At 42.1% G+C, this 13,249-nt stretch carries 10 protein-coding genes; 1 reads left to right on the top strand and 9 read right to left on the bottom strand.

From position 1 onward, the window contains the following. Positions 1-139: 139 nt before the first annotated feature. From J7Q78_RS03105 to groES, 8 genes are all read right to left on the bottom strand, one after another. Positions 140-697 carry a Maf family protein gene (locus tag J7Q78_RS03105; RefSeq protein ID WP_208422843.1) on the bottom strand — a complete coding sequence of 186 codons (558 nt, stop codon included), beginning with the start codon at positions 695-697 and terminating at the stop codon, positions 140-142. Then, a complete protein-coding gene (gene mutL / locus J7Q78_RS03110) occupies positions 697-2,640 on the bottom strand; it encodes a DNA mismatch repair endonuclease MutL (protein WP_208422844.1) in 1,944 nt (647 codons plus the stop codon). The genes J7Q78_RS03105 and mutL overlap by 1 nt, the downstream gene beginning before the upstream one ends. Before the next feature lie 56 nt (positions 2,641-2,696). Further along, positions 2,697-5,270 (bottom strand): DNA mismatch repair protein MutS, encoded by a 2,574-nt coding sequence (gene mutS / locus J7Q78_RS03115; RefSeq protein WP_208422845.1) that lies wholly within the window; start codon positions 5,268-5,270, stop codon positions 2,697-2,699. Positions 5,271-5,314: 44 nt separating this feature from the next. Further along, the gene (locus J7Q78_RS03120; protein ID WP_208422846.1) at positions 5,315-6,118 is read right to left on the bottom strand and encodes a TIGR00282 family metallophosphoesterase; all 804 of its coding nucleotides are present in this window, start codon (positions 6,116-6,118) and stop codon (positions 5,315-5,317) included. A 197-nt stretch (positions 6,119-6,315) separates the two neighbouring features. Beyond that, complete coding sequence (locus J7Q78_RS03125) at positions 6,316-8,145, bottom strand: APC family permease (protein ID WP_154243228.1); 1,830 nt, start codon at positions 8,143-8,145, stop codon at positions 6,316-6,318. Between the two features lie 230 nt (positions 8,146-8,375). Then, on the bottom strand, positions 8,376-9,404 hold the full coding sequence (locus J7Q78_RS03130) for a C40 family peptidase (RefSeq protein WP_208422847.1): 1,029 nt from the start codon (positions 9,402-9,404) through the stop codon (positions 8,376-8,378). A gap of 243 nt (positions 9,405-9,647) precedes the next feature. Next, complete coding sequence (gene groL, locus J7Q78_RS03135; protein ID WP_208422848.1) at positions 9,648-11,276, bottom strand: chaperonin GroEL; 1,629 nt, start codon at positions 11,274-11,276, stop codon at positions 9,648-9,650. A 32-nt stretch (positions 11,277-11,308) separates the two neighbouring features. After that, entirely contained in the window at positions 11,309-11,593 is a 285-nt protein-coding gene (groES, locus tag J7Q78_RS03140) for a co-chaperone GroES (RefSeq protein ID WP_154243225.1), read from the bottom strand. Between the two features lie 171 nt (positions 11,594-11,764). Between groES and J7Q78_RS03145 the strand changes: the two genes are divergently transcribed. After that, a complete protein-coding gene (locus J7Q78_RS03145; protein ID WP_208422849.1) occupies positions 11,765-12,391 on the top strand; it encodes a CPBP family intramembrane glutamic endopeptidase in 627 nt (208 codons plus the stop codon). A 50-nt stretch (positions 12,392-12,441) separates the two neighbouring features. Here J7Q78_RS03145 and J7Q78_RS03150 read toward each other — a convergent pair whose 3' ends face one another. Then, positions 12,442-13,089 (bottom strand): redox-sensing transcriptional repressor Rex, encoded by a 648-nt coding sequence (locus J7Q78_RS03150; RefSeq protein ID WP_154243223.1) that lies wholly within the window; start codon positions 13,087-13,089, stop codon positions 12,442-12,444. Between the last annotated feature and the right edge of the window lie 160 nt (positions 13,090-13,249).

The following is a 13,249-nucleotide window of genomic DNA, read 5'->3' on the forward strand; positions in this document are numbered from 1 at the left end:
TACCTACTTTACGAGAACGTATATTTGCTTGTTAAATTGTAACATAAAATCCGAATTATGAACCAACCCGTAACCAAAAAGCATAAAGGATGCCAAGCCCACCGGGGAATGCAATAAACGGCAATGTTTTGCGTGACCATTAGTCGCCTGCCTTAGCAGTTAATAAGCGGGCCACCGTACTGATCGGCAAGCCAACGACATTGTAAAAGTCACCGTTGATTTTCTCAACGAGCAAACTACCTTGTCCTTGAATCCCATAAGCACCGGCCTTATCCCGATACTCGTCGGTGTCTAAATACGTTTCAATCATTTCACGGCTCAATGGCCAAAATGTGACATCAGTTTGGACCACTGTCTTACGGCGTTTTCCATCAACCGATAACCACACCCCCGTATAAACTTGGTGGGTCCCACCACTCAATTGCCGTAACATATCAGCTGCATCTTGGCGATCATGCGGCTTACCATAAATCGTTCCTTGGAAACTGACCACAGTATCGGCACTGAGCACAGTTGCCTGCGGATTCTTTTGCGCGATGTATTCACCTTTAAGTTGCGCTAACGTCTGCACATAATCAGCCGGTGCCGTCATTGGCACTTGGCGTTCATCGATTGCTGCGGGTTGGACATCGAAATCAGACACGACTTTTTGTAAAAGTTCACGACGTCTTGGTGATTGTGATGCTAGGATAAACATTATTCGCCCTCCCAACTATGGTGTGGATCTTGAATCCGTTTAAACATCTTTTCTAAATCTTTTTGGGTATAGTGAATTAAAACAGGACGGCCATGTGGACAGTTGAAGGGATTTTCCGTCCGGGCTAAATCGACTAACAACGCTTTGGCTTGGGCATCGTCTAAGTGATGATGCGCCTTAATCGACTGTTTACAACTAATCATAATCGCCGTTTTCTCACGGAAATGCGCAATATCTAACTTGCCATTTTCCAATACAGTTTCAATCATTTCGCGAATCGTTGCTTCCTCTTGGCCTTGGGCAATCCAAGTCGGATGACTATGGATAACAAAACTATTTTGGCCGAAGTTTTCCAGCTGCACGCCAACTGCGGCAAGAAGCGCCTTTTGAGCCTGAATCTTAATCGCATCACTATTAGGGTATTCCAACACGAGGGGCACCAATAAGTTCTGAGCATCACTGCTGACTTCACCCATTTTTTCACGATAGTACTCATATTTAATCCGTTCTTGAGCGGCATGTTGATCTAAGATATAAAATCCATCTTCGCCTTCTGCTAATAAGAATGTATTGTGCAATTGCCCAATATATCGTAGGACCGGAAAGCGCGCAATTGGCACATCATCTGCTTCAGCTTCTTCACCAAAAGGATTACCGACCGCCTCAGCGGCATACTTCTCATCCCACCGGGCCAATTGTTGTGGGTGTTCAAAAATCGGCCGGTTGTTTAAATTAGGATTGGCCGGCGGTTCTTGTTTGAGCGGTGTTTCGGTTTCGGCAATCGCCTCAGCGGCTTCAGGCCCAACCGACTTATCGGGGACTGTTTGAGTCTGAAGCGGCCGGACCGTTCCGGTTGCATTGCGCCGTTGACGCGTGATTTGGTTTAAATCCATTTGTAATTGATCAACATCAACTGGCTTGGTTTGTTTTAAATTCTGCACTGCATCGGGAATTAAGTTCTCAGTGCTCAAACGCTCCCGGATTGCTTTTTCAATTAACGCCATCAAAGCTGATTCTTTGCTCAAACGCACTTCTTGTTTAGTGGGATGAACATTGACATCGATTAACAGGGGATCCATTTGAATATTTAAAACCACCACTGGATAACGACCAACCATTAATTTTGAACCGTAACCCTTGATAATCGCCTTATTCAATTGATAATTCTTAATATATCGCCCGTTAATCAATACTGAAATATAGTTACGGCTCGCCCGCGTTAATTGCGGCAACGATACATAACCGGTTAATTTGAAGTCAAGATCTTCAGCGCTGATGGGTAGCAGTTGCTTAGCCATTGTTACGCCATAAATGCCGGCAATTGTTTGTTGTAAATCGTTGTTCCCCGCCGTTTTTAATAGGAGATGATCATCATTAGTTAGCGTAAAGGCAATCTGAGGATGGCTCATTGCCAACCGATTGACGATATCGATGACGTTTGCCAATTCAGTTTGGAACGTCTTCACATATTTCAAACGAGCTGGTGTGTTGAAAAATAAATCACGGACCGTAATTGCCGTCCCAGGGCGAATCGGATTAGTTTTTTGCTCCTCTAACACGCCCCCTTTGAAATGCGCAAATGTCCCTAATGAATTAGCCGTCGCCGTTTCAATCGTTAAATCAGATACCGATGCAATACTGGCTAACGCTTCACCCCGGAAGCCGAGTGATTGAATTTTGAAAAGATCTTGACGCGTCGTAATTTTACTTGTTGCATGCCGCTTAAATGCCGTTGGTACATCTTCCGGATCAATACCATCGCCATTATCAATGACTTGAATCAATTGCAATCCGGCTTGTTCAATGACAATATCAATTTGCGTACTATTGGCGTCAATCGCATTTTCTGCCAATTCTTTGACCACCGAAGCTGGGCGCTCGATTACTTCGCCCGCCGCAATTTGGTTGCTTAATATTTCTGACAGTTCATGAATTTTCCCCATTAGCGTTCTCCTTCCGGTAAAATCAGTTAATGTTCAGAAGCGTTGCAAACGCACGCTTATTTTAGTTCCTTTTGCCATTTATATAGTATATTGAGGGCCTCTAACGGTGTGGCGCTCATTAAATCAAACGCTTTGACAGCCGCTAAAACTTGGGCTTCTTTAGAATCAACTTGTGGTAGCACTTCTGGTTCAAATAATGAAATTTGTTCTTCAACGGCTTCAGCAGCCGGGGCAACGGCCGCCTTTGGTTTATCTTCTAATTGATTCAAGATGACATCAGCGCGATTCAATAAGGGCGTTGGCATTCCCGCTAATTTAGCCACATGAATCCCATATGATTTGTCAGCTGGCCCTGCAAGCATCTTGTGTAAAAAGACTAACTCGCCATTTTCTTCAACAGCACCGACGTGGACGTTTTTCAATGCTGTTAACGAATCAGCCAAACTAGTTAATTCATGATAATGCGTTGAAAAAAGCGTCTTGGCATGCACGTTGTCGTGAATGTACTCAATAATTGCTTGGGCCAATGCCATCCCATCATAAGTCGCTGTCCCACGGCCAATTTCATCAAAGAGAATCAAACTATTTTGGGTAGCATTCATAATCGCACGATTAGCTTCCATCATTTCGACCATGAAAGTACTTTGACCGGAAATTAAATCATCGGCCGCACCAATCCGTGTAAAAATCTGATCAAAAATCGGCAAGTGCGCAGATTTAGCCGGTACAAAACACCCCATCTGCGCCATAATAACCGTCAAAGCCAGTTGTCGCATGTATGTGCTCTTCCCAGACATGTTAGGACCGGTAATTAAGAGCATATCCGTATCGGGCCCCATTTGAACGGCATTAGGAATATATTTTTGCCGACCGAGTACTTTTTCAACCACAGGATGCCGACCGTCCACTAAGTCGATTTCACGACTATCAACTGTTAGCGTTGGCTGAACATAGTGGTAATTTTCACTGACTACGGCAAAGCTTTGCAACACATCAAGGGCTGCCACGCTCTTAGCGAGGGTCTGAAGGCGTTCAATCTCTAACTTGACGGTTTCACGGACTTGCGTGAATAGCTCATATTCAAGCGCGGTTGAGCGCTCTTCCGCCTCTAAGATGAGTTGTTCTTTCGCCTTTAATTCCGGAGTAATAAACCGTTCAGCATTGGTTAAGGTTTGTTTGCGCTCATAGCGTCCTTCAGGTAGTGCGTCTAAATTAGCGCGCGTCACTTCGATATAGTAGCCAAACACGCGGTTAAAGCCAATCTTTAAATTATGAATTCCGGTAATTTCGCGTTCTTTAGCTTCTAGTTGTGCCAACCATTGTTTACCGTTGGACATCGCATCGCGATAATCATCTAGGGTTTGATTATAGCCAGATTGAATAAGCCCACCGTCTGTCACTGAAATCGGTGCATCGGGATTGATGGCCGTTTCAATGAGGTTGCGCACATCATCGACTGGATCGAGTTGGTCTAAGGCCCGGTCAAACGTTTGATCGTCATTAATCCCCGTCAAAATCGTTTTGATGGTTGGAATTTGTTCCAGCGAAGTCTTCAACTGAATTAAATCACGGCCGTTGACACTTCCAAAGGCGACCCGCCCAGCTAACCGCTCCAAGTCGTACACTTTTGTGAGGGCGTCTTGTAAGTTCGTTCGTTCAAAATAATGATTCATGAAACTAGCGACTTGCCGTTGCCGATTTTGAATCGCCTTTAAATCCAATAAGGGGCGTTCTAACCATTGTTTTAATAAGCGCCCACCCATTGCCGTCTTAGTTTCATCCAATAACCACAATAATGTCCCGCTCTTATGACCAGTGCGCAATGAAGCCGTTAATTCAAGGTTCATCTTAGCGGAGTGGTCTAATTTTAAATATTGTGATGGTTCGTATTCTTGCGCCCGTTGTAGATGTCCCAAATGGCGTTTTTGCGTTGTCGCCAAATACAAGACCAGTTGTTTGATGACGGCTAGTTCAAGCGGGTGCACGATATTTTGCGACACAAAGCTGACTTCAGCGGTTGCAGCGTCATCTTCTTGATACGACACGAGAATTTGTTGTTGGACAAACGCGTGCACCACTTCGCTAGCGATATCGTGATTAATCACGACCTCTTTGGTTTGCAAACTCAACATTTCGTTCAGCAGTAAATCCAAACTCGCAATCTGGCTAACTTTCATTTCACCGGTTGATAAATCGGTGTAGGCAAATCCAAATTGCTCCCCGTCTGAAACCACTGCCGTTAAGTAGTTATTTTGTTTGGCGTGGCCGGCTTTTTCGTCCATCATTGTTCCTGGTGTAATCAACTGCACGACTTCCCGTTTTACCATACCTTTGGCGGTTTTAGGATCTTCCATTTGTTCACAAATGGCAACCTTGTAACCTTGATCAACTAGAATATCGATGTAATTTTGAGCTGCATGGTGTGGTACCCCACACATTGGAATTGGATCATCCGCGTTTTTATTCCGCGCAGTTAGTGTGAGTTCCAATAATTGCGAAGCTTTGACAGCATCATCATTAAAGAGTTCGTAAAAATCACCGAGGCGATAAAATAAAAAAGCGTCCGGATACTGATCCTTGACCTTTTGATATTGCGCCATCATTGGCGTTTCTTTCGTTTTTTGTGGCATGTTATTAATCCCTCTCTCATTGGCATGGTCTGCTGCTAGGATGCTTAAAATTGCGTATAAGGGTGATCTGGTGAAATCTGGATTGGCTTAATCGATTTAGCGTGACCCGTCTTGTCATCAACTTCAATTAAACAACCATTCAATTGACCAGGTCCTTCAGTAACGAGTTCAAAGCGTTCTGGGCGTTGTGTTTTGAAACGATTAATAATTTTTTCGCGTTTCACACCTAGAATACCGTTATAAGGGCCAGTCATCCCGGCGTCCGTTAAAACGGCTGTGCCGGCAGGTAAGACGCGCGCATCGTTAGTTTGAACATGCGTATGCGTCCCGACTAAAGCTGAAATCCGACCATCAAGGTACCAAGCAAGTGCAAGTTTTTCACTCGTTGTTTCAGCATGGAAATCAACAAAAATACAATCTGTTGATTTACTAATTTCAGCCACCATCGCATCTATCATTTCAAATGGATCACTTAGCAATTCATTCATCAAAGCGCGGCCTTGTAAGTTAATCACTGCTAACTTTGCTTGATTAACGTTAATCATTGTCATTCCTTGGCCTGGCGTTCCTTTCGGAAAATTGGCAGGTCGTACTAATTTGGGGGCATCGTCGATGAAAGTCAAGATATCCCGTTTATTCCAAGTATGATTCCCCATCGTAATCGCATCGGCACCAGCTTGTAAAAGATTCTTATAATCCTTTTGCGTCATGCCCTTCCCATCGGCGATGTTTTCGCCGTTGATAATGGTCACCTGTGGTTTGTATTGTTGCTTTAATGCTGGTAGGTAATCATTGATCATCTTTTGACCGATTGTGCCCACTGTATCACCAATAAATAAAATTCGCATGTTGCGCCCCTTAATGTTCTTTTTCAGACTTTGATATAGCTTCTATTGTAGCAATTTTTACTCAGAATAAAAAGTTTTGCTGGACGCGTCGAAAAACAAAAAAAGCCCCGCGCACCTTTTCGGTATGCGGGGAAAATAACGTGCTTTTCAAGCCATATTGCTATGCCTACACAAGGCAAATGATGGCCAAGCACTTCTTAATGTTTCAAATGGTAACTATATGTCGCAATAATAATGTTCTCGCGGTTTGCAAATGCCGTTCTTAATCTTAGGCTCGATTGGTTATGCAAGATGTTTTGCCATGGTTTTCTTGGTACGAATTGTGGTACCAAAACCGTGGTGGTAAAGTTCCGTTTTTGCGCATTCTTGCTGACAATGTCTACAAAACGCACAATTGGTTTTTGAATTGAACGATATGATGAATGAACATCAACAAACCGGACGTTAGGAAAATCTTGCTTAAATTCAGCTTGAATTTCACGTTCCTTCGCTGGATTTTCATCCGTTGAAACATGCATCGCTATGACGTAATCCCCAATTGATTGCGCATAATCAAGCGCCCCCCGGGTTACTTGCGTCACGTTGCTGACCAAGACGATGACCGTTGAACCGTCATAATCATGCAAGACGGCTTCTTTAGCACTCACGCGGAGTTGAAGTGCTACTTTCTTATAATGATCATGAATCTTATAGAAAATCCAAATCATAACCGGCATGATGATAAAAAATGGCCAGATATCAGGCAAACGATAAACGAAGAGAATAACTAAGATGGCAAATGAAATCAAAGCCCCAACGAAATTGGCAATTGATTTACCAAACCAGTTCTTTGGTCGTTCAACCCACCACTTACGCAACATCCCTGATTGAGACAGCGTAAATGGAATGAAGACCCCCACCGCATAAAGTGGAATCAAGCGTGATGTATCCCCGTTAAAGATGAAAATCAATGCCATCGAACCAATGGCTAATGTAATAATTCCGTTTGAATAACCTAAACGATCACCACGATCCATGTACATGTGCGGCATATATTTGTCTTTTGCTAAATTATACGCTAATACCGGAAAAGCGGAGAAACCGGTATTCGCAGCCACAGCTAAAATAAAGGCCGTTGCAAATTGCACGATATAGAAGAAAAAGCCTTTTCCAAAGGTGTGTTGTGCCACTTGTGACAAGACAGTTACTTTTTCTGCTGGCACAATCCCGTACCAGTAGTTTAAAAATGTAATCCCAGCAAAGAAGAAACCTAAGATGGCTGCCATGATGGCTAAGGTTTCAGCCGCGTTAGTTGCGCGTGGCTTCTTGAAAAACGGTACGGCATTACTGATCGCTTCGACCCCGGTTAACGATGATGAGCCTGATGAAAAAGCCCTAAATATCAACGCCATCGAAACACCTGGTACAACCGCCCCAACGGTTGAGGTGGCATGAAACGGAATGGCCCCTGTGAAGATTTTATAGCACCCAACGATGATCATTAAAGTCATCATCAAAACAAACAAGTAGACTGGCACCATTAAAAATGACGCTGATTCACGCATCCCGCGTAAATTCATCCCCATCAAAATTAAAACGATAATGAAGGAAATGCCTACTTGATGCCCATACAATGACGGGATGGCTGACGTAATGGCTTCTGCCCCCGCAGAAATACTAACTGCAACGGTTAACATGTAATCCACAAGCAGTGAACCACCTGCCACTAACCCTGCGTTTTTACCCAAGTTTTCGCTGGAAACAACATAGGCCCCACCACCACCTGGATAGGCATGGATTACTTGGCGATATGACAAAGTTAATGACAATAGCAATACCAGCACGAAAGCTGCGATTGGAATTGAATACCAAATTGCCGCGGCCGAAAGGGTCGTCAAGACGATGACGATTTCTTCTGTCCCGTAGGCCACTGATGACAATGCATCAGAAGATAGCATCGCTAACGCTTTAAAGCGTCCTAATTTTTGATTACCCTCATCGGAAGATTTTAACGGTTTCCCGATAAAAATCCGTTTTAACTGTTGCATAGCAATATGACCCCTTTAAATAATATTTCTAACATAAAAAGCCCTCATGTGAATATCATTCGTCGCAATCCACACAGTGACTTTTGAATTTCTCTATAACTTAAAAAATAATTGCCGTTTATTCAAACAAGTCGTATTCTACTATAGTTATCCATGAATTACTACCACAATTTAAAAAAGAACTGATCAAGGTAATCGAAATGCCTCGATTCTTGATCAGTTCTTATTTTTTATGATAAACGACGGGCAAAATCTGGTTTGTAATCCGCAATTTTAGTAATCCGAACTTTATCGCCAGGTTGTGGTGCTTGGATAAAGTAGCCATCACCAATGTAAATTGCAACATGGTGGGCGGTTCCGACACCGCCCCAGAATAATAAGTCGTTTGGTTGTAATTCATTGAGCGGGACGTCTTTACCTAACTTACTTTGATCCTGTGAAACACGTGGTAATTTAATCCCATTTTTAGCGTAAACGTATTGGACTAAACCAGAACAATCAAAGCCCTTTGGCGTGGTTCCACCCCAAACATAGGGGACCCCCAAATATTTAATTGCCTCTTGGACAATCTTATTGTTCATCAAGTCCTTATTACCAGTGATTAATGCTGCACCTGCCTCACTGGCCGCTTTTTGAGCAGCCGCTTGCGCCTCTAATTCTTTTTTAAATTTCGTTTGTAGTTGCGTCAATTGGTCGTTAGCTTGTTGTTTTTGTTGATTTAAATCCTTAATAGCAGCATCGTTTTCTTGCGACAGCGATACAAGCTTGGCCTGTTGTGCTTCTAAGGCAGTCTTTTGTTCCGCCTTTTTTTCAGCTAACGAAGCTGTTTCAGCGGCATTGTCAGCCTTAGCGTCCAACAGGCGATTAATGATTGAGCCTTTTTGGAATAAATCACTTAAACTTTGACTCGACAACAAACTATCAATCATATCAAGGGTAAAACTACTATCGCGCGTTTGTAGTTGTCGCAGATTACCTTCAATAATTGCCACTTGCTTTTGATAATCAGCAGATGTTTGGCTAAGCTCGGCCTGTTTTTCTTTAATATCTGCTTGTTTTGCAGTTATTTGGGCATTCAGTTGCGTTGTTTTGAGCGTTAAATTACTAATATTGTTATTCAACTCAGATAAGTGATCTTGGGCTGTTTTAATGGCAGTTTGCGTCTCTTCGGGCGTTGCTTGGACCGTCTGTGGTCGCACTAGAAAGAAGCTACCCAACATTAAACACGCAAGTAATAGCCACCGGTTTTTAAAATGCATTGTCAACACCTCCGATTATATTATACTGCAATTAAAATTAATTAACAGGGTTGCTGACAATGATATTTACGCATTTTTGAGCGCAAAATAAAAAAGTTCCAAAACTGTTGATAGTTCGGGAACTTTTAGTTGGGGCAACCATTGCCGGTTAATATAAAATGGGCAGTCATCCCAAAATCTGGATGACTGCCCATTTTACGATTAAGCCTCAAAGCCGGTTTAGCTTACGCCACACTTCTTTGATTACATCATACCGCCCATTGCTGCTGGATCCATTCCGGCTGCTGGAGCTGCTGGTTTGTCTTCTGGTTTGTCAGCAACCACTGCTTCGGTTGTTAACATCAAGGCAGCCACACTAGCTGCGTTTTGTAATGCTGAACGTGTCACCTTAGTTGGATCTAAGATTCCCGCTTCAATCATATTTTCCCAATTGCCGTTGGCTGCATTATAGCCGACTTCAACTGGTTGTGATTTAACTTTTTCAACAATTACTGAGCCTTCAAGACCAGCGTTTGTTGCGATTTGACGAACAGGTTCTTCCAATGCACGAAGGACAATGTTAATCCCGGTTTGAACGTCGCCTTCTTCTTTAAGAGCCGCCACACTTTCGATAACATCAATTAATGCTGTCCCACCACCGGCAACGTAGCCTTCTTCGACCGCTGCCCGCGTTGCGTTCAAAGCATCTTCAATGCGGTATTTTTGTTCTTTCAATTCTGTTTCTGTAGCAGCACCGACTTTGATAACTGCAACGCCCCCAGCTAATTTAGCCAAGCGTTCTTGTAATTTTTCACGATCAAAGTCTGATGTTGTTTCAGCAATTTGTTTCTTAATGTTTTCAACTCGTTCAGCGATGGCATCTTTGCTACCAGCACCTTCAACGATTGTTGTATCATCTTTTGTAACTGTTACTTTGCCAGCTGTCCCTAATTGATCAATTGTTGTTTCTTTCAATTCTAAACCAAGGTCACCGGTAATTACTGTTGCACCTGTTAATGTCGCAATGTCTTCTAATTGTTCCTTACGACGATCGCCGAAACCAGGGGCTTTAACAGCAACCACGTTGAATGTCCCACGAATCTTGTTCAAAACAAGGGTTGGTAATGCTTCACCGTCAACATCATCAGCGATGATTAATAAAGCCTTACCTTCTTGTACGATTGATTGTAATAGTGGTAAAACATCTTGAATATTTGAAATCTTTTTATCTGTAATTAAGATATATGGATTATCTAAGTCAGCTTCCATTTTATCGTTGTCTGTTACCATGTATTGTGACAAGTAACCACGATCGAATTGCATCCCTTCAACAACGCTTAATTCAGTATCAATTCCTTTTGATTCTTCAACTGTGATGACCCCATCGTTGCCAACTTTTTCCATTGCATCGGCGATTAAGCGACCAGTTTCTTCGTTAGCTGATGAAACAGCAGCTACTTGAGCAATTGCATCTTTACTTTCCACTTTGTGTGAAATTTCGTGTAATTTCTTAACAGCTTCTTTAGTTGCCAATTCAATCCCACGACGAATGCCAACTGGGTTAGCGCCAGCTGTAACGTTCTTCATACCTTCACGAATAATTGCTTGGGCTAAAACAGTAGCAGTGGTTGTCCCATCACCAGCGATGTCGTTTGTTTTTGAAGCGACTTCAGAAACTAATTTGGCACCCATGTTTTCAAAATGATCTTCTAATTCGATTGCTTTAGCGATTGTCACACCATCATTAGTAATTTCTGGTGACCCGTAAGCTTTTTCCAAAACAACGTTACGCCCTTTTGGTCCTAATGTTGTTTTAACAGTATTAGCTAATTGATCAACACCTGCTAACATCTTTGAACGTGCGTCTTCTGAAAATTTAATTTCTTTTGCCATAATTTATTCACCTCAAAAATTTTTATTTATTATTATTTAACAATAGCCATAATATCTTTAGCATGGAGCACTAAATATTTTTGACCTTCATATTCAACTTCTGAACCTGCATATTTATCATAAATCACTTCATCGTTTTCTTTAATATCAAGTGGAATTCGTTTGCCGTCACTTGTTAATGTGCCGGTACCAACTGCGACTACTTTGCCGGTTTGTGGTTTTTGTTTAGCGTTACTTGCTAAAACAATCCCACCTACTGTTTGTTCTTCTTCGTCTTTAACGGCGATAATCACACGATCTTCTAATGGTTTTAACACTTAAAATCCCTCCATCAATTTTACTTTTTTAGCACTCTATCATTACAAGTGCTAATTACAATTTTTATCATAACATTTTTTCAGAACATTGCAAGTATTATGTTAGCACTTTTGCAATTTGAGTGCTAATACGCTAAGCTATTGTCACAATCATCTTTGAGGAGCTTTCCCATGACGCTATACAAGCAAAATTTTTCAATTATCATTAGTTATTTATTCATTTTATTGATTCCCAGTGCAGTCGTCCGCTTTAGCCAGCTACCTGACTCGTTTTTCCTCATCACAACCATCGTTGATTGCCTCGGTGCTGCTTGGTTACTCTATCTGAATCAGCGGACACAGGCCAATGCAATTGAACGCCAGGCTTTGGCCCTCAAACCTATTTTAATTTGGGGGGTGTGCGGGATTATACTGGTCTTATTGATTCAGATTCTGGCCAGCTTCATTGAACAAACGCTCTTTCATCTCCCAGCCAAATCACTCAACACAACCGCACTAATGACCACGATGCAACACCAACCATTTCTGATCTTCGCAACAACCATCGCCGCGCCAATCATGGAAGAAATCACATTTCGCAAAGCAATTTTTGGCGGTTTAGCCAGTGGCTTAAAGCTAACTTTAGCAGCCGTCATTTCAAGTCTGCTATTTGCCTTTTTACATCAAGACGGGCATTTACTCATCTACACGGCGATCGGTCTTTTCCTATGTTGGCTGTATCACAAGACTGGTTCGATTTTCACCACCATCATCAGTCATGCCGGAATGAACCTGATTGTCATCTTACTGTATCGTTAAAAAAGCGTTCAAACAGCTAGCTACGATTAGCAACTGGTTTGAACGCTTTTTTATTCTTGATTTTGTTCGTCAGTATAATTATCGAGGAAGTAAATCAAAGTTTGTAATTCTTTAGCCAAATCAACATTTTGAATCCGCACGTTGGATGGTACAGAAATCCGAATTGGCGTAAAGTTCATAATCCCCTTAATGCCAGCGGCCACTAGTTCGTCCGTGACTGCTTGAGCTTCATCAATTGGCACTGTTAAAATGACAATCTCAATCTGTTGGTTTTTCAATTGTTCGGCCATCTCGTCCATTGAATAGACAGGGACGCCCGTTTGAATTGTGCCGACCATTTCGGGTTTCACATCAAATGCTGCACTAATCCGAATATTATTAGTTTGCTTAAAATTGTAGTTCAATAAGGCGTGCCCTAAGTTCCCCACCCCAATCAATGCAACGTTTGTCAATCGATCTTGGTTCAAGGTCTTCTTGAAAAAGTCTAGCAGCGAAGCAACATCATAACCATAACCACGTTTACCCAGTGCGCCAAAATACGAAAAATCACGACGAATTGTCGCACTATCTACTTTAACTGCTTCGGATAATTCAGTAGAAGAAATTTTAGTTTTCCCAGAATTATTCAAAAAGTTTAAGTAGCGGTAATATAAAGGCAAACGTTTGGCCGTTGCTCTTGGGATATTATTCTCAACCATTTGAAAACCTCCTTTTTGATTTGCTTGTGAAAATAGTGTAGTACTATACTGAAATCATACTGAATTTTCTTGTGAAAAGCAATATATTTACAATTTTGCCTGTCCATCGTTTAAATCTGTTATGATAGTGGACAGTAGTCTTACTAAAATGAACGAAACT

Origin of the sequence: Latilactobacillus fragifolii (genome assembly GCF_905332535.1) — a bacterium.
Lineage (GTDB): Bacteria > Bacillota > Bacilli > Lactobacillales > Lactobacillaceae > Latilactobacillus > Latilactobacillus fragifolii.